This window comes from Streptomyces mabaensis (assembly GCF_053763515.1).
The window spans coordinates 158,229-175,546 of record NZ_JBSOPZ010000006.1 but is presented as its reverse complement, the minus strand read 5'-3'; the positions used below and the strand labels follow the sequence as shown (position 1 = coordinate 175,546).

General features: G+C 71.2%; 16 protein-coding genes and 1 tRNA gene. 7 read left to right on the top strand and 10 right to left on the bottom strand.

The window, feature by feature from the left end:
* Window positions 1-75: 75 nt before the first annotated feature.
* The 5 genes from pth to ACWV17_RS07710 all read right to left on the bottom strand — a co-directional run bounded on the left by pth (window position 76) and on the right by ACWV17_RS07710 (window position 4,293).
* Window positions 76-666: an aminoacyl-tRNA hydrolase gene (gene pth / locus ACWV17_RS07730; protein ID WP_455351298.1), complete on the bottom strand. Its 591-nt coding sequence runs from the start codon at window positions 664-666 to the stop codon at window positions 76-78.
* A gap of 93 nt (window positions 667-759) precedes the next feature.
* On the bottom strand, window positions 760-1,356 hold the full coding sequence (locus ACWV17_RS07725) for a 50S ribosomal protein L25/general stress protein Ctc (RefSeq protein ID WP_455351299.1): 597 nt from the start codon (window positions 1,354-1,356) through the stop codon (window positions 760-762).
* Between the two features lie 195 nt (window positions 1,357-1,551).
* Window positions 1,552-2,529 carry a ribose-phosphate diphosphokinase gene (locus tag ACWV17_RS07720; protein ID WP_455351300.1) on the bottom strand — a complete coding sequence of 326 codons (978 nt, stop codon included), beginning with the start codon at window positions 2,527-2,529 and terminating at the stop codon, window positions 1,552-1,554.
* Window positions 2,530-2,664: 135 nt separating this feature from the next.
* On the bottom strand, window positions 2,665-4,113 hold the full coding sequence (gene glmU / locus ACWV17_RS07715; protein ID WP_455359030.1) for a bifunctional UDP-N-acetylglucosamine diphosphorylase/glucosamine-1-phosphate N-acetyltransferase GlmU: 1,449 nt from the start codon (window positions 4,111-4,113) through the stop codon (window positions 2,665-2,667).
* Between the two features lie 109 nt (window positions 4,114-4,222).
* Window positions 4,223-4,293: transfer RNA gene (locus ACWV17_RS07710), tRNA-Gln, on the bottom strand.
* A gap of 187 nt (window positions 4,294-4,480) precedes the next feature.
* Between ACWV17_RS07710 and ACWV17_RS07705 the strand changes: the two genes are divergently transcribed.
* Window positions 4,481-5,782, top strand: a complete 1,302-nt coding sequence (locus ACWV17_RS07705) for a histidine kinase (protein WP_455359029.1) — start codon at window positions 4,481-4,483, stop codon at window positions 5,780-5,782.
* Window positions 5,783-5,907: 125 nt separating this feature from the next.
* Here ACWV17_RS07705 and ACWV17_RS07700 read toward each other — a convergent pair whose 3' ends face one another.
* Window positions 5,908-6,414, bottom strand: coding sequence for an SUKH-3 domain-containing protein (locus ACWV17_RS07700; RefSeq protein ID WP_455359028.1), 507 nt, complete (start codon window positions 6,412-6,414; stop codon window positions 5,908-5,910).
* A gap of 10 nt (window positions 6,415-6,424) precedes the next feature.
* Window positions 6,425-6,994, bottom strand: coding sequence for a YwqJ-related putative deaminase (locus ACWV17_RS07695; protein ID WP_455359027.1), 570 nt, complete (start codon window positions 6,992-6,994; stop codon window positions 6,425-6,427).
* Window positions 6,995-7,234: 240 nt separating this feature from the next.
* Here ACWV17_RS07695 and ACWV17_RS07690 point away from each other — a divergent pair, with 240 nt between their 5' ends.
* On the top strand, window positions 7,235-8,212 hold the full coding sequence (locus ACWV17_RS07690) for an SMI1/KNR4 family protein (protein ID WP_455351306.1): 978 nt from the start codon (window positions 7,235-7,237) through the stop codon (window positions 8,210-8,212).
* A 5-nt stretch (window positions 8,213-8,217) separates the two neighbouring features.
* Window positions 8,218-10,965 (top strand): SUKH-4 family immunity protein, encoded by a 2,748-nt coding sequence (locus ACWV17_RS07685; protein ID WP_455359077.1) that lies wholly within the window; start codon window positions 8,218-8,220, stop codon window positions 10,963-10,965.
* 51 nt (window positions 10,966-11,016) lie between these two features.
* On the opposite strand, the gene ACWV17_RS07680 is transcribed toward ACWV17_RS07685, so the two are convergent.
* Window positions 11,017-11,445, bottom strand: coding sequence for a pyridoxamine 5'-phosphate oxidase family protein (locus ACWV17_RS07680; protein ID WP_455351307.1), 429 nt, complete (start codon window positions 11,443-11,445; stop codon window positions 11,017-11,019).
* Window positions 11,446-11,564: 119 nt separating this feature from the next.
* Here ACWV17_RS07680 and ACWV17_RS07675 point away from each other — a divergent pair, with 119 nt between their 5' ends.
* Together ACWV17_RS07675 and ACWV17_RS07670 are read left to right on the top strand one after the other, a co-directional pair.
* Window positions 11,565-12,446, top strand: a complete 882-nt coding sequence (locus tag ACWV17_RS07675) for a cellulose-binding protein (RefSeq protein WP_455351308.1) — start codon at window positions 11,565-11,567, stop codon at window positions 12,444-12,446.
* 152 nt (window positions 12,447-12,598) lie between these two features.
* Window positions 12,599-12,910 (top strand): hypothetical protein, encoded by a 312-nt coding sequence (locus ACWV17_RS07670; protein WP_455359026.1) that lies wholly within the window; start codon window positions 12,599-12,601, stop codon window positions 12,908-12,910.
* Window positions 12,911-13,048: 138 nt separating this feature from the next.
* Here the strand turns inward: ACWV17_RS07670 and ACWV17_RS07665 are convergent, their stop codons facing one another.
* Window positions 13,049-13,909, bottom strand: coding sequence for a carbon-nitrogen hydrolase family protein (locus tag ACWV17_RS07665; RefSeq protein WP_455359025.1), 861 nt, complete (start codon window positions 13,907-13,909; stop codon window positions 13,049-13,051).
* 6 nt (window positions 13,910-13,915) lie between these two features.
* Window positions 13,916-15,439: an APC family permease gene (locus ACWV17_RS07660; RefSeq protein ID WP_455359024.1), complete on the bottom strand. Its 1,524-nt coding sequence runs from the start codon at window positions 15,437-15,439 to the stop codon at window positions 13,916-13,918.
* Window positions 15,440-15,581: 142 nt separating this feature from the next.
* Between ACWV17_RS07660 and ACWV17_RS07655 the strand changes: the two genes are divergently transcribed.
* Window positions 15,582-16,184, top strand: a complete 603-nt coding sequence (locus ACWV17_RS07655) for a TetR/AcrR family transcriptional regulator (protein ID WP_455359023.1) — start codon at window positions 15,582-15,584, stop codon at window positions 16,182-16,184.
* A gap of 255 nt (window positions 16,185-16,439) precedes the next feature.
* Window positions 16,440-17,264: a hypothetical protein gene (locus ACWV17_RS07650; protein WP_455359022.1), complete on the top strand. Its 825-nt coding sequence runs from the start codon at window positions 16,440-16,442 to the stop codon at window positions 17,262-17,264.
* The last annotated feature ends 54 nt before the right edge of the window (window positions 17,265-17,318 follow it).

Here is a 17,318-nt window from a genome sequence, read left to right as displayed (position 1 = left end):
ATCCTTCGCCATCCGACCGCGCTCGGTCAACCTCTGGCCATGACTCAGGGGCGGCGCATGGCCGAATTGCAGCGCTTAGGAGTTGTACGTCCCCTGGGCCCGCTCCAGGCCGTCAAGGATCAGACACTCCACCGCATCCGCCGCCCGGTCCACGAAATAGTCGAGCTCCTTGCGCTCCGCCGAGGAGAAATCCTTCAGTACGAAGTCCGCCACCGGCATCCGGCCCGGCGGGCGCCCGATCCCGAAACGCACCCGGTGGTAGTCGGAGCCCATCGACTTCGTCATCGACTTCAGACCGTTGTGACCGTTGTCGCCGCCGCCCAGCTTCAGCCGCAACGTGCCGTAGTCGATGTCCAGCTCGTCATGGATCGCGATGATGCGCTCCACCGGCACCTTGTAGAAGTCCCGCAGCGCCGTGACCGGGCCGCCGGACAGGTTCATGTACGACATCGGCTTGGCCAGCACCACCCGGCGGTTCGCCGGCCCCGGCGGACCCGTACGGCCCTCGACGACCTGCGCCCGCGCCTTGTGCGCCTTGAACTTCCCGCCGATCCGCTCCGCCAGGAGATCGGCCACCATGAAGCCCACATTGTGGCGGTTCGCGGCGTACTCCGGCCCGGGATTGCCGAGACCCACCACCAGCCACGGGCTCGCGTCGTCCGTCATCTGCATGTCTCCTTCATAGACCAACCGCCGCCCCGCTCCGGTGGAGCGGGGCGGCGGTCGCCTTGCACAAACGCACAGAAAGGGGGGTGAGGCTCAGGCCTCCGCGCCCTCGGCCTGGGCCTCGCCCTCACCCTCGGCGGCCGGCTCCTCGGCCTGCGCGGTGAGGATCTGGATGACGACGGCGTCCTCGTCGATCGCCAGGGTGGTGCCCTTCGGCAGGGCGATGTCCTTGGCGTGGATCGAGGCACCGGCCTCCAGGCCCTCGATGGAGACGGTGACCGACTCGGGGATGTGCGTGGCCTCGGCCTCGACCGTGATGGTGTTCAGCACGTTCTCGACCAGGAAGCTGCCCGGAGCCAGCTCGCCCTCGGTGTTGACCGGGATCTCGACGGTGACCTTCTCGCCACGCTTGACCGCGAGCAGGTCGACGTGGGTCAGGGTGCGCTTGATGGCGTCACGCTGGACGGCCTTGGGGATGACGAGCTCGTTGCGGCCCTCGATGTCCAGGCTCAGAAGGACGTTGGCGGTCTTGAGCGCCATCATCAGGTCGTGACCCGGAAGGGTGACGTGAACCGGCTCGGCACCGTGGCCGTAGATGACTGCGGGAACCAGGTTGGCGCGACGGGTCCGGCGGGCGGCGCCCTTACCGAACTCGGTACGGACCTGGGCGCTGAGCTTGACCTCGGACATGCTGCTCTCCTCGTAGAAGACAGAAACGAATCGAATCGGCTGTCACCCGGCCCACAACGGACCTGCTACGAAGAGCGCGTCGATAACGGATACCCGCACATGAGTGCGGCCTCCCTCGCCGAGCAACTCGCTGAGTCTACCCGGCAACGGGAGGCCGCCCCAAATGGATCTTAAGAAGCCGCTCGCGGCAGCCGCTTACGCCTGCTCCTCGAAGAGGCTCGTCACCGAACCGTCCTCGAAGACCTCACGCACCGCGCGCGCGATCGTCGGCGCCATCGAAAGCACCGTGATCTTGTCGAGCTCCAGGTCACCCGGGTCGGGCAGCGTGTTCGTGAACACGAACTCGCTCACCTTCGAGTTCTTCAGCCGGTCCGCCGCCGGACCGGACAGGATGCCGTGCGTCGCCGTCACGATGACGTCCTCCGCACCGTTGGCGAACAGCGCCTCCGCCGCGGCGCAGATCGTGCCACCCGTGTCGATCATGTCGTCGACCAGGACGCAGACCCGGCCCTTGACCTCACCGACGACCTCGTGGACCGTCACCTGATTCGCGACGTCCTTGTCACGGCGCTTGTGCACGATCGCCAGCGGCGCGTCCAGCCGGTCGCACCAGCGGTCCGCGACCCGGACCCGGCCCGCGTCCGGGGACACGATCGTCAGCTTGTCGCGGTCGACCTTCGCACCCACGTAGTCCGCCAGCACCGGCAGCGCGGAGAGGTGGTCCACCGGGCCGTCGAAGAAGCCCTGGATCTGGTCGGTGTGCAGATCGACCGTGAGGATGCGGTCGGCGCCCGCGCACTTCAGCATGTCGGCGACCAGGCGGGCCGAGATCGGCTCACGGCCGCGGTGCTTCTTGTCCTGACGGGCGTACCCGTACGACGGGATGATCACGGTGATGCTCCGGGCGGAGGCCCGCTTCAGCGCATCGATCATGATCAGCTGTTCCATGATCCACTTATTGATGGGAGCCGTGTGGCTCTGCATCAGGAAGCAGTCCGCACCACGGGCCGACTCCTGGAAGCGGACATAGATCTCACCGTTGGCGAAGTCGAAAGCCTTGGTCGGCACGAGGCCGACACCCAGCTGGTGCGCGACCTCCTCGGCCAGCTCGGGGTGGGCGCGGCCGGAGAAGAGCATCAGCTTCTTCTCGCCGGTCGTCTTGATCCCGGTCACAGCACTGTCTCCTCAGACGTGTTGATTGCTGCTGCGCCCGCCTGCACATGCGTACCTCTCGTACATATGTGCTGCGAGCCAGCCGAATTGCGTGCACGTATCACGGTACGCCGAGAAAGACGCACCCGTTTCCGGTCAGCTTTCAGCGTCGGACACCTCGCCCGCCACCTGAGCCGCCTGCGCGGCCGCGCTCCCCGGACGCTTCCGGGCCACCCAGCCCTCGATATTCCGCTGCTGGCCACGGGCCACGGCCAGTGCGCCCGCCGGCACGTCCTTGGTGATGACCGAGCCGGCCGCCGTGTACGCGCCGTCCCCGATCGTGACGGGAGCCACAAACATGTTGTCCGACCCCGTCTTGCAGTGCGAGCCCACCGTGGTGTGGTGCTTGTGCTCGCCGTCGTAGTTCACGAACACGCTCGCGGCGCCGATGTTCGAGTAGTCGCCGATCGTCGCGTCCCCCACGTAGGACAGATGCGGCACCTTCGTGCCCTCGCCGATCACGGCGTTCTTCATCTCCACGTACGTGCCCGCCTTGGACTTCACGCCCAGCTTCGTGCCCGGACGCAGATACGCGAACGGGCCCACGCTCGCCGACGCCCCGACCTCCGCACGGTCCGCCACGGTGTTGTCCACCCGCGCGCCCGCACCGACCGTCGTGTCCGTCAGCCGCGTGTTCGGACCGACCTCCGAGCCCGACGCCAGGTGCGTGGCACCCAGCAGCTGCGTGCCCGGGTGCACCACCGCGTCCTGCTCGAACGTCACGGTCACGTCCACCAGCGTCGACGCCGGGTCGACCACCGTCACACCGGCCAGCATCGCGCGCTCCAGCAGCCGCGCGTTCAGCAGCCCGCGGGCCTCCGCCAGCTGCACGCGGTTGTTGATGCCCAGGATCTCCCGGTGGTCGCCGCCCACCGCGGCGCCGACCCGGTGGCCGGCCTCGCGCAGGATCGACAGCACGTCCGTCAGGTACTCCTCGCCCTGGCTGTTGTCCGTACGGACCTTGCCCAGCGCGTCCGCCAGCAGCCGCCCGTCGAACGCGAACACACCCGAGTTGATCTCCCGGATCGCGCGCTGCGACTCGCTGGCGTCCTTGTGCTCGACGATCGCGGTCACCGCGCCGGTCGAGGCGTCCCGCACGATCCGGCCGTACCCGGTGGAGTCCGGCACCTCGGCGGTCAGCACGGTCACCGCGTTGCCGTCGGCGGCGTGGGTGTCCGCGAGCTGCGCGAGGGTGGCGCCGGTCAGCAGCGGGGTGTCGCCGCAGACGACGACCACCGTGCCGTCGACGCTGCCGCCCAGCTCCTCGAGCGCCATCCGGACGGCGTGCCCGGTGCCGTTCTGCTCGTACTGCACCGCGGTACGCACCCCGGCGTCGACCTCGCCCAGGTGGGCGGTGACCTGCTCACGGGCATGGCCGACGACGACGACCAGGTGTTCGGGGTTCAGCTCACGGGAGGCGGCGACGACATGTCCGACGAGCGAGCGCCCGCAGATCTCGTGCAGAACCTTGGGAGTGGCCGACTTCATGCGGGTGCCCTCACCCGCTGCGAGGACGACGACGGCTGCCGGGCGATTGGCGCTCACGGGAATGCCCTTCGGCTTCGAGTGGTGGACACCCGCAGGATACCGGGGCGTTTCAGGGCCGAAACGAGCGCGGGTCCTGACCGGTGAGGTCAGGACCCGAACTGTGCAGCTCCCGGGGAAGGAATCGAACCCTCATTCAATGGACCAAAACCATTTGTCCTGCCTTTAGACGACCCGGGATGGTTCGCCGTCTGTGTCCGATTTTCTAGATCGGCGCGAGCGCAGCCCCTACTATGCCGCACCAGGCCCCCTCGATGCGACGGTACAGATCGGCGCTTTATGTCACGGAGATGCCAACGCGGCCCCGGCTTTCGTGCTGTCGCCGGTCTCCGGAAAATCGGTCGCGCCCGACCGTAGGCTGGAAGACATGACCGTTACGGGGGTACATCAGGACGACGCGACGGGCAGGGCGGGGCCCTGGTGGTGGGGGCGGCGGCGTAGTGCCGTGCTCGATGTGGGGCTTGGGGTTGTCTCCGCCGTCGAGTGCGCGTTGGAGGGGGTGCAGTTCTCCGGTCGCACCGGGCTGCCGGTGCCGCTCGGGGTGCTGTTCGGGCTGGTGGCGGGGGCCACCCTGGTGCTGCGGCGGCGGTGGCCGATCGCCGTGGTGCTCGTCGCGGTCGCGATCACGCCCGCCGAGATGGGCTACCTGATGGGCGTCGTCGGCCTCTACACGCTCGCCGCCTCCGAGGTGCCGCGCCGGATCACCGGGGTGCTGGCCGGCATGGCGCTGGTGGGGACGCTGATCGTCACGGCCGTGCGGACCGAGCAGGACCTGTCCCGGGGGGACTTCGAGCCGGGGCCGTGGTTCGTGCCGGTCGTGTCGCTGTTCATGTCGCTGGGGCTGACCGCCCCGCCGGTGCTGCTGGGGCTCTATATCGGTGCGCGGCGGCGGTTGATGGAGAGCCTTCAGGAGCGGGCGGACAGTCTGGAGCGGGAGCTGTCGCTGCTGGCGGACCGGGCCGAGGAGCGGGCCGAGTGGGCGCGTACGGAGGAGCGGACGCGGATCGCGCGCGAGATGCACGACGTGGTGGCGCACCGGGTGAGTCTGATGGTGGTGCACGCGGCGGCGTTGCAGGCGGTGGCGGCGAAGGATCCGGCGAAGGCCGTGAAGAACGCGGCGCTGGTGGGGGACATGGGCCGGCAGGCGCTGACGGAGCTGCGCGAGATGCTCGGGGTGCTGCGTACGGGGGACTCGCCGAGGCCGGCTTCGGCGGCGGTGCCGCTGGCGGCGATCGGGGCGGCTGCGGCCGCGGCCGCCGCGGCGAGCGAGGACGGGCCGCAGCTGGACGACCTGGAGGCGCTGGTGGGGCAGTCGCGGGCGGCCGGGATGGTGGTGGAGCTGCTGGTGGACGGTGAGACGCGCGGGTATGCGCCGGAGGTGGAGCAGACCGCCTACCGGGTGGTACAGGAGGGGCTGACGAACGTCCACAAGCACGCGCCGGGTGCGAAGGCGTGGGTGCGGCTGGCGCACCGGGGTGACGAGGTCGCGATGCAGGTGGAGAACGGGCCGTCGGATGCGGGGGTTGCGGACGCGGGGTTGCCGAGTGGTGGCAACGGGCTGGTGGGGATGCGGGAGCGGGTGCTGGGCCTGGGCGGGGTGTTCGTGGCGGGGCCGACGGAAGCGGGCGGCTTCCGCGTCTCGGCGGTGTTGCCGCACGGCTCCCGGTAGGTCGTACAAGGGTCCCGGTGGGGCCGCACGGCTCCCGGTGGGCCGCGCGGGTCCCGGCAGGCCGGCGCACGGCTCGTGGTAGGCCGCGCGGGTCCCGGTCGCCGCGCGGCCTGCCGGGACGTGGGTCAGGCCGTGGTGAGGCGGGGGGGTTGGGTGCCCGTGATCAGGGTGGCCAGGGCCTGGTCGATGTCCGCGCCCAGGTACCAGTCGCCCGCGTGGTCGAGGCTGTAGACCCGGCCCGCGTGGTCGATCGCGAGGTGGGCCCGGCCGTCCGCCTCCTCCCCCAGGGGGCAGATCTCGGTGTCGAGCGCCCGTCCCAGGTCGGCGAGGGTACGTGCGAGGTGCAGCCCCGCGAGCGGGTCGACGCGCAGCGGCGCGGGCGCGATCTGCCGGCCGGGTCCGGGTCCGGCGATGCGCAGGCCGCCGAACTCGGCCCACGCCTCGACGGCGGCCGGGAAGACGGTGTGCCGGTGGCCGGCGGGCGAGACGTGGTCGCGGAGGGTGTCGGCCCAGTATTCGGCCTGCTTGATGTCCCAGCGGCCGGGCTGCCAGCCGGCGGCGCGCAGTGCAGCGTCGACGGCGACGGGGAAGCGGGTGGCGGAGGTGCGGTCGTACGGAGCGGAGGCGGGCATCGGTGCGGCGTCAGCCCTTCTCGGTGGTGCCGGCGGCGGCGGGGTCGGTGAGGTCGACGGGGCGTACGCCGAAGTGGGCGAGGAGCGCGTCGCAGGAGCGGCACGGCGGGGCGTAGCTGCCGTGCAGCGGGTCGCCGTCCTCGCGGATGCGGCGGGCGGTGAGTTTGGCGTGCTTGAGCGCGCGGCGGGCTTCGCCGTGCGTCAGGGGTTTGCGTGACGCGCGTCTGCTGCGGCCGGCTTCGACGGCCGTCAAGTGCCGGGAGAGCAGGATGGCTTCGGGGCAGCGTCCGGTGAAGCGTTCGCGCTGGCCGCTGGTGAGGGTGTCGAGGAAGTCCTGGACGAGGGCGTGCAGTACGGGCGGCTGGTCGCCCTTGCCCGCGGTGCAGGTGAGGGTTTCACCGCGTACGGAGAGTGCCGCGCCGACGGCGGGAAGGATGCCGCGGCGGTGGCGGAGTGCGGGCGGGCGGGTTTCGCCGGTGCTGCTCCAACTCAGCCTCGGGTCACCGGCTGTGACGCTTCCGGCCGACGGCGTTCCCTCGGAGCCTGCTGTGCCTGGTGTGCCTGCTTGCGCTGTGTGCATGTGGTGCTTCCCCTCCCGTGCCCGCGGCGGTAGCCGCGGAAGTGCACGCCCCCCGCGCGCGGGAACAGCCTGCCAAATGTGCGGTGTGGTGCGGAAGCTGGGGCACTGAGTCGTGTCAGTTTTGCCGTCCGCCGTCACGGGGTTGTGACAGTTGGTGACCGGAGTGGACGGGCGGTTCCCCGTATTGCCGTACCGCATAGGCTGTGCTGAACCAGCCAGATCCAGCAGGGGGCAACCGCCATGACGACAGGTCGGCTCGGGCAGCATGCCGCGCCACCGAATACGGCCTACGCCGGGCAGGTCGTGCACTTCCCGGACCCGGTCCGGGCTTCCCGCCACCCTCATGGTGTGCGGGTGGACGGAAACGGCTATCCGGACTTTTCGCCGTACGCGCGTGCCGCCGCGGAGATCGCCGAGCCCCCGGAGGGCTTCGGTGTGGACGAGCTGCGGCTGACGGACTACGTCTCGGCCAATGCCGCGCTGCATGCGGAGGGTCACGAGCTGTGGGACACGATTCCCGCGGTGGCGACCCCGCACGGCTGGACCTGGCACCACGTGGCCGGAAGTCGCCGTATGGAGCTGGTGCCGGTCGAGGTGAAGGCGTTGCTGCGGCATCACGGCGGGCTGTCGACGGCGCCCGTCGACCACGCCAAGCGCGGGACGCGTCCGTTGCAGGAGACGCGGCCGGTGCATGTCGGGCTGCCGAAGAACGCGGTGTCCGTCACCGAGCAGCAGGTGCTGGGTGTGGAGGAGGACCTCGGCTACCGGCTGCCGGGTGCGTACCGGTCCTTCCTCAAGGCGGCGGGCGGCTGCGCGCCGGTCGGCGCGGGGCTGGACGCGGAGCTGGGGCTGCTGGTCGACCAGCCGTTCTTCACGGTGCGGGACGAGGCGGCCGTCAACGACCTGGTGTACGTGAACAAGTGCCTGCGGGACCACCTGACCAAGGACTATCTGGGCGTCGCGTTCGTCCAGGGCGGGATCCTCGCGGTGAAGGTGAAGGGGTCGTCGGTCGGGTCGGTGTGGTTCTGCGCGTACGACGACGCGCGTGACCGTGACGGCTGGAGCACCCAGGAGCGGGTGGAGCGGCTGCTGCTGCCGTGTGGGGACGACTTCGACGCGTTCCTGCAGCGGCTGGCGGGCAATCCGCCGGAGCTGGAGACCGTGGCCAACCTGATGGTGGACGGCGGCTTCGCGCAGGCCGTCCCGGTGGAGGGGTGAGCGCGATGGTGACCTTCGCGCAGGCGCAGGAGCGCGCGGAAGAGTGGGTCAACGGGGACGTGCCCGCGTACCAGCATCGCGAGGTGCGGGTGCGGGAGTTCGACCTCGGTTTCGTGGTGTGGGCGGAGGACCGGGAGAACGGCCCGTCCGGCGGCGGCGGTTCGCAGCGGCTGGTCATCGCCCGCGACAGCGGTGAGGCGACGCTGTGGCCGGGGCTGCCGGTGGGTGAGGTGATCCGCCGGTACGAGGAGGAGTACGGGGCGGCCGCGGACGCGCGGCCGTCCGATGCGCCGCCGCCGGCGCAGCGGATCGATCTGGAGCAGACGTCGTTTCTGTTGACGCCGCCGGAGTGGCTCCAGGACGCGGCGGACAAGTTGGGCATTCCGGACCGCCGTTCGTCTGCGGCGGGCGGCTCGGGTGCGGTGTCGGGTGCGGCGCCGACGCCCGGTTCGGCTGCCGGTGCCACGCCAGCAGCGCCGGGTCCGCTTCCGGCCCCTGCGGCTCCGGGCCAGGCTTCGGCACCGGGGCACGGGCACGGCCCGGCTGCTGCGGCGCCCTCGCCGGCCCCGAACGCGGCCCCGCCGGGCGGCGCTCCGCCGTACGGCCGTCCGCAGGGTCCGCCGGGCGCGGCCGGTCCTTCGGCTCCCGCCGGTGCCAGTGCCTGGCCGAGCGCCGGGGGCGGCTCCGGGGCGTACGAGCCCACCGCGAACGAGGGTGTGCCCGCATCGCCGGGCGCGCCCGCCGGGGCCACGCCGTGGGCCGGGACCGACACCAACGCCGCCTCCGACGAGGGGTCGGTGCCGCTGCCCGCCACGGTGTTCGCGCCGCCGCTGTCCGGTTCGGACGAGGACGACACCCCGCCGCCCGGTGTGGCGCCGGAGGCCAAGACCGCGCTGATGTCCGGCGGCAGCCAGCTCCCCCGGACGGCGCTCGCGCCCTCGGTGGACCCGAACGCGGCCCCGCCGGCCGGCGCTCCGCCGTACGGCTATCCGCAGGGCACTCCGGGTGCGCCCGGTGCGCAGGCCGCGCCCGGTGGTCCGCGGCCGCCCGCCGGCCCCGGTGCGCAGGACATCGCCGACGCCGCGACGAGCAAGGCGGTCAGGCCGCCGCGCGCCGCCCGAGGCAGTGGGCCGACGACTCCGCCGCCGCCCGGCGCCCCCGGTACGCCGGGCGCGCGGCCGGGCGCGACCCCGCCGCCGCCCTCCGGTCCGGGTGCGCCCGGTGCTCCGGCGGGCGGGTACGTACCGACCCAGATGGTGTCCCGGCTCGGTCCGGAAGGCCCCGGTGCGCCTGCCGCTCCCGGTCCCGCCGGTCCCGCCGGTCCGCCGACGCCGCCCGGCCCGCCCGGTCAGCCCGGTGGCGGGGTGCAGCACGCGGCGACGATGCTGGCGGGCCAGATGGGTGGCCCGGGTGCGCCGCAGCAGCCGCCGGGTCCGCCCGCCCCGCCCGGCCCTCCCGGTACGCCGACCCCGCCGCCCGGTCAGCCCGGCGGTGGCGTCCATCACGCGGCGACGATGCTGGCGGGCCAGATGGGCCCGGGAGGCCCCGGTGGTCCGGGTGCGCCTCAGCCTCCCGGTCCGCCCGGTGCTCCGGGTGCGCCCGGTGGTGGGCTGGACCATGCGGCGACGATGCTCGCCGGTCCCGGCCCCATGGGCCCGGGCGCACCGCAGCAGCCGCCGGGCCCGCCCGGTACGCCGCCGCCCGGCGCGCCCGCGCCTGCGCCTGCCCCCGCCCCCGGCCCCGCGTACGGGTACCCGCAGCAGCCTCCCGCCGGCGTGCCCACCGTCGGTCCCGGCTACCAGGCCGTACTGCGCTACCGCGCGCAGGACGGCAGCGAGCAGCAGCTCATCCGCCGCTCGGCGCCGGGCACCCCGCACCCCGAGTGGCAGATGCTGCACGAGCTGCGTGCCATGAACGTGCCGCCGCAGCAGGTGCTGGAGCTGCACACCGAGCTGGAGTCCTGCGAGCTGCCCGGCGGTTACTGCGCCCGGATGATCCGGGAGACCTGGCCGCAGGTGCGGATCACGAGCGTGGCCCCGTACGGCAGGGACCACGCCAGCCGGCAGCAGGGGATGCAGCATCTGATCACGCACCAGGGCGAGTTGCACCAGGTCGCGGATGGCCCGGCCCGGCCCGCGCCGGTGCGGGCGCCGCTGCCGCCGGTGCAGCCGGCGCCGCCGATTCCCCCGGAGGGGATCGCGCACGAGCTGATGGGCGCGTTCGGCCCGCAGGGCGTCTTCCGCTTCGACCAGCGGGCGGTGTCGCGGCAGGGCGTACCGGAGATCGTGGCGCAGACGCTGGTCTGGGCGGGGCTGCCGGTGGACTTCGGTCCGTTCTTCTGGGCGCAGGCGGTGCCGGGTCAGCCGGTGCCGACGCTGGCCGAGCTGGCCGCGCAGCGGCAGGTGCAGCCTGCCTCGGACGCCGGTTCGTACCTGGTCATGGGCAGCGACTTCGGCCGCGCGATCTGTGTCCAGTACGGCACGGCGCACATCGTGGCGGTTCCGGTCGAGGCCGGGCCCGACGGCCGGCCGGCCGCGCCGCAGTTCGTGAACGCGGGGCTGCCCGAGTTCGTCCGCTGTCTGGCGCTGCTCGGCCGGATGTGGCGGCTGCGGTTCAGTCTGACGCCGGAACAGGCGGGCCGCTGGACGGTCGACTTCCAGGCGCAGCTGGCCGCGCTCGACCCGGCGGCGCTGGCTTCGCCGGAGAGCTGGTGGTCGGTGCTGCTGGAGCAGATGTGGGACGGCCTGCTCTGACGCGGCCTGGCTCCGCCGGCTCCACCGGCTCCGCCGGCTCCACCGCGCCGCTCATACGAGGTGCTCGGCGGGCAGTTCGACGATCAGCGGCGGGTCGCGGGTGAAGTCACTGAGGCGCACCCACGTCGGCCGGACGCGGACGTGGGTGATGCCGGGCCAGGTGAGCCGGTCGCGGCCGTCCGGCCAGGCGCTGAAGTAGCACGCGCGGATGCGTTCGAGTTCGGAGCCGGTGGGGAAGTCCGCGACGCCCTCGATCTGGGCCGTCACTTCGTCGCCCCAGCCGATCACGAGCGCGATCCGCGGGTCGGCGCGCAGGTTCCGGTACTTGCGCGTCGTCTCGACCGTGTCGAAGACGATCTCGAGCCCGTCGCTCACCGCGAATCCGACGACGGCCGCCTGGGGTGCTCCGTCCGGGGTGACGGACGCCTGGATGGCGAGCTTGTGCCGGCGGAGGAACCAGATCAGCTCGTTGCGCTTCATGCGACCTCCCTGGCTCCCCGGCTGTCGGTTCTGATGGCAAATAGCGCATATCCGGCCGTGACGGATGGGCGGAGTGTCGCGTTATGACTGATTCGCTCCGGTCCTTCAAGATGTAGCGCATGAGTTCACCGGTGTCACCTGATGGGCTGGCCGTCGTGCGGGGCCGTGGTTACCGGCCGGACGAGGTCGACCGCTATCTCGCCCGCCTGTCCGGGAGCCGCGACGACGCCTGGGAACGGGCGGCGCGGCTGACCGTCCTCGCCAAGCAGATGGAGGCGGATGCGGCCCGGCTGCGCGAAGTCGTCGCGACGCTCTCCCCGCAGACGTACGACATGCTCGGCGAGGGCGCTCAGCGTCTCCTCGCCCTCGCGCAGGACGAGGATGCGGCGGTACGCGGCGCCGCGCTCGACGACGCGAACGCGACGCGGGACGCGGCGGAGGCGGCCGGGCGGGAGGTGACGGACGCTGCGCGCGCGGGGGCGGAGTCCGTGCGCGCGGACGCGGAGGCGTATGCGCAGCAGGTGCTGTTCGGCGCGCGGGACACGGCGGACGAGCTGCGGTCGGCGGCGCGGCAGGACGCGAAGGAGTGGCGCGATGCGGCGCTGGACGCGCTGAAGGACGCGCGCCGCGAGGCGGACGACGTGCTGGCCGCCCTGGAGAAGGAACAGGCCGGGCGGCGGGACGCGGCGGTCCGCGACTACCTGGAGCGGGAGGCGGAGTTGGACGCCCGCCAGGTGGAGCTGGAGGCGCACGCGGAAGGCGGGCTGATGGAGGCGCAGCAGGCGTTCTCAGGGGCGGAGGAGGCCGCGCGGCGCAGCCAGGAGGACGCGGAGGCGCAGGCCGCGGAGCTGATCGCGCAGGCAGAGGCGCGGGCGGAGCGGCTGGAGCGGGACACGGAGCGGGTGCTGCGGGAGCACGAGGAGGCGCGGGAGGAGATGCGGGCCCACATGGACAACATCAACTCCAGCCTGGCAGCCCTCACCGGCCGCGCGGCGGGGTAGTCCCGCGCGCGGGGCGGCGTGTTGCGGTACAAAAGGTGTGTTCATCACATAGCGTGCGCAGCCGTAACGTTTCGGTCAAGCGCGAAACGGATCACTCAGACAGAAATGGGGATGTAATGCGTAAGCTTCGCAGGGCTGCTCTCGTGGCTGCCATGGTCGGAAGCCTCGGCATGGTCGGGGCCGGTGTCGCCTCCGCCCAGGACGCCTACGACAACGGGGATGACAAGAAGGACAAGACGGTGGTGGTGGCCTGTGAGCAGGCCAACCTCAGCGAATCCACCCAGAGCGAGGCAAGCTACTACGAGGACGGCGGCCTTCTCGGTCTCCCGCTGAATCTCTCGCTCCTCGACACCACGGCGAACCAGACCCAGCAGCAGAACATCTGCGCCGGTGGGGACGTCTACGCCGTGCAGGTCCAGGAGACCAGTGGCGGCCTCCTGAACGGCCTCCTCAGCCGTCTCTGAGCGCTGATACCGGGGCAGCTCCGGGGTCCGAAGCTTCGGACCCGGAGCTGCCCTGAGCTATGACCGGCACCTACCGGTGAGGGGGCCCGGGGCGCGGCGGGGTAGCCACGCGCGCCCGGTTTCGGCCCGCGTCCCGGCTCAGCCCTGTGGCACCGGCCGGAACGTCCCTCCGTACATGGGCAGTTCGATCCGGTCGCCGTAGCGTGCGAGCTGGGCCCAGGGGCGGTTGATGCCGGCGGATCCGTGGGCGCGTACGCGGGTGACGGTGTCGAGGTCGAGGACGTCGATCAGGACCTCCTCCCCGGTGCCCGCCTGCTGGCGGACGGTTCCCTCGGGGTCGACGATCGCGCTGGCGCCGACTCCGGCCGGGTCTGCCGCGTTGATGTTGACGACGTAGAGCTGGTTGGTCCAGGCGTTGGCCCGCGCGCAGACCAGCTCCATCTCGCGATCCCGGGTGGTGGTGAGGGTGGGCTGGATGATGACCTCGGCGCCGAGCCAGGCCAGTTGCCTCGCCGTCTCCGGGAAGGAGCCGTCGTAGCAGATCGCGAGGCCCGCGCGGCCGATGCCGGGCAGGTCGAAGACGACGAACTCCCGGCCGGGGCTGGTCTGTTCGTACGGCTGCCACGGAAAGACCTTGCGGTAGCGGGCGACGATCTCACCGGCCGGGGACACCGCGAGGGCGGTGTTGTAGGTGTGTCCGTCGTCGGCCTGCTCGTAGAGGCTGCCGGGGATGAGCCACAGGCCGGTCTCGCGGGCCAGGGCGCAGATGCGGTCGGTGAGGGGGCCCGGGATGGTGACGGCCGCCTTCTCCATCCAGTCGGGGCGTGCCTGGAGCAGCGGTGCTTCGGCGGCGAGCATCAGCTCGGGCACGACGACGAGCTGCACGTGCGGGAAGGTGGCGCGCACCGCCCGCACCCGGTCGGCGAAGCGTTCCCAGGTGGCGGTCAGGTCGTGCGGTACGGGCGTGGTCTGGACGGCGGCGATGGCGAGCGTGCGCATGAGTGGTCAGTTCTCCGTGACGGGCGGGGTGGCGACGGGGGCGGGGCTGACGACGGACGTACGGCCGTCGAGGAAGAAGGGGGTGTGGCGGGAGCGGACGAGGAGCATCACGGCGGCGCCGAGCAGGAGCGAGCCGACGCCGAGCAGGAAGACGCCGCCGACGCCGCCGAGGGACGTGTAGCCGTAGCCGGGGTCGAGCATGTCGTAGGCGCTGCGCACGAACGCCGCCAGCATCATCAGGCCGCCCGCGACGGGCATGACCCCCTTGACCAGCAGGTCACGCGGTGAACGGCGCAGTTGGCCGCGGAAGTACCAGGCGCAGGCGAATCCGGTGACGCCGTAGTAGAAGGCGATCAGCAGGCCGATCGACAGGACGGCGTCGCCGAGGAAGTCGGCGGAGACGAGCGTGAGTAGGACCAGTACGACTGCGGCCGCGACGCCGAAGAACACCGTGCCGAAGGCGGGGGTGCGAAAGCGCGCGTGCATGCGTCCGAATGCGGCCGGCAGGGCGCCGTGCGCGCTCATGGACAAGGTGGTGCGCGGGGCGGAGACGGTACAGGTCAGTAGGGCGCCGACGGCCGAGACGCCGATGGCGAGCTGGACGACCTTGGCCAGGGCGTCGCCGAGGACCGCGGGCGCGAGGCCGGTGAGGACGTCGGCGGCGGTCTCCTCGTTGCCGAGGCCGAGGCCCGAACTGCCGGTCCCGGCGAAGGAGAGGGCGGCGAAAGCGGTGAACAGGTAAGTGACGACGAGGATCAGGGTGGAGGTCACGGCGGCCCTGCCGGGTGTGCGTTCGCTGTCGACCGTTTCCTCGTTCATGGTGATCAGCGCATCCCAGCCCCAGTAGATGAAGAGGCACAGCAGCACCGCTTCGGCGAAGGAGCCGAAACTGTCGAAGCCGAGCGGGTTGAGCCAGCTCAGGGACGGCGTGGCCGCGCCGTCCCGGGCGAACGCCGCGACGCCGAAGGCGAGCAGGGCGATGAGCTGCAGGCCGAGCATGGCGTACTGCACATGGGCGGCGAGCTGGATGCCGCGACAGGCGACCGTGACGGCCAGCGCGAGCAGCAGCACGGCGACGGCGGTGACGACCGGGCTGCTGTCCGCCGCGGCGTCGAGGCCCAGCACGCCCAGCAGGGCGGACGCGCCGACCTGGGCGAGCGCGGTCATGGCGATGACGGTGGCGACCAGGACCGTCCAGCCGCCCGCGAGCCAGCCGGCGGCCGGGCCGAAGACGCGCGTGTTCCACACGAAGGTGGTGCCGCAGTCCGGCATCTCCCGGTTCAGTTCCCGGAAGGCGAAGGCGGTGAGCAGGATCGGCACGAAGCCGAGCAGGAGGGCGGCCGGGGCGAGGTCACCGACCACCAGGGTCACCAGGCCCAGGGTGATGGCGATGCTGTAGGCGGGCGCGACGGAGGCGAGCCCCAGCGCCACCGTGGCGAGCAGGCCCACGGAGTCGCCGCGCAGGCCCTTCGCGGTGCGGGGTGGTGCGGGTGAGGGCTCCTGAGCGGCCCCGACGGCGTCCGTGGTCATGACGGTCTCCCATGAGGTGGACGCGGTGGTACTGCGTCGCTGTTTCATTAAACAGCGATTTAATGAAACGCTGCTGGTGTGGTCAAGGCCTGGGGCGGTATCTTTTTGTTTCGCTTCAGCGAATGAGAGGGTGAGGGGCGCGGTGGCACGGCGCAAGGATCAGGAAGCGCGGCGGGCTCAGCTGAGCGAGGCCGCCGGGCGGGCCCTGCTCAGTCGCGGCCTGGAGGGACTGCGGCTGCGGGACGTCGCCGAGGAGGCGGGGGTCACCCCCGCTGCGGTCCTCTACTACTACGACGACCTCGACGCGCTGATGTACGAGACCTTCCAGCAGGCCATCGAGCGGTTCTGCCGAGACCGCGAGACGGCGGCGGAGCGGCATGCGGACGCGCGGGAGCGGCTGAGCACCTGTATCGCCTCCGGTGTGGCGGTCGGCCCCCAGGACCGGCTGCCCCGGCTGCTCTTCGAGTACTGGCCCCGCACCCTGCGTGACCCGAAGGCTGCCGCACTCGACAGCGCCTTGACCGAACGTCAGATCAGCGTCTACCAGGGGATCCTGGTGCTCGGCGAGTCTCAGGGCCACTTCACCCTGGCGGACTCCGCGCGCATGGTCGCCTCCAACTTCGTGGCACTGGAGGACGGTTACCAGATGGACGTGCTCGCGGGCCGCCGTTCACGGCTCGAAGTGATCACCGCACTGCACTCGTACGCGCGGGCGGTCACGGGGTGTCGTTGGGAGTACGCCTAGCCTCGCGCTTTCACGAGATGGCTGTGCGCAGGTTGATTCAAATAAGAGCAAAGTGCTCCTGACCTGGGATGGTGGCGCCTGTCGAAGGCTCTGTCCACCGCAGCAAAGAAGGTGGTGCAGGACGCGGTCCTGAGCTGCGACATCTCAGAACGGGTCCCCATGGGTGTGGTGTGGATCACGTCATGGTCGTGCATCCAAAGAGGCGTCAGAACAGTCAAACGAGTCTGCGGTAAAGGATCTTGCAAGGAGAGGCAGATGACGGGCAATCAGAAGCTTTGGGTCGCGGCGATGGTCTGCGCGGCCACCATCGGCGGTGTGACGGGCTGTTCCAAAGGCGAGGACTCAAAGGGCAAGGGCGACACAAAGAAGTCGCCGGCGTCCGCCACGACCCAGCCTCCCATCGACCCTTTCGAGGGCCTGAGCGCCGACGAAATCGCCCAGAAGGCTGTGGATACCACGAAATCTGCGACGTCGCTCCGGATAGCTGGCAACGGCAAGTCGGACGGCGACATGATGGAGGTCGACCTGGCTGTGGACAAAGAAGGCGCCTGCGTGGGCAAGATGGTTGTCAAAGGCGGCACCGCCGAGATCCTCCAGGTCGACAACGTCAAGTACATGAAGGGCAATGAGGCGTTCTGGCGCGCCTCCCTCGGATCCGAGCGCTCAGCCGGCCAAACGGAAGGCGTGATCGAGCTCGTCAAGGGCCGCTGGTTCAAGATGCCGAACGACAAGTCCGGCGACATGGCAGGTCTCTGTGACTTCAAGGCCATGATCACGGACATGGACGAGGACAAGTCCGAACGCAAGGGCATGACCAGGGCCGCCGACGCTGACGTCAACGGCCAGCCCGCCGCGACCCTCGTCAAAGAGCAGAGCGGTGGCAAGATGCTCACCCTCTACGTGGCCAAGGAAGGCGAGCCCTACATCCTCAAGACCGTCGAGGTGGGCGGCGACGAGCCGGGAACCCTGTTCTTCTCCGACTACAACAAGCCGGTCGTGGCCACCCCACCGCCGGCCGAGCAGGTAATCGACCCGAAGAAGCTCAGCGCGGGTTCGCGACCCGGTGCCCAGGCTCTCTAGCGCTGTGACGTCCTCGCCGCCCAGCGCAAGGAACGCGCCCGCATCCGCAGCGAG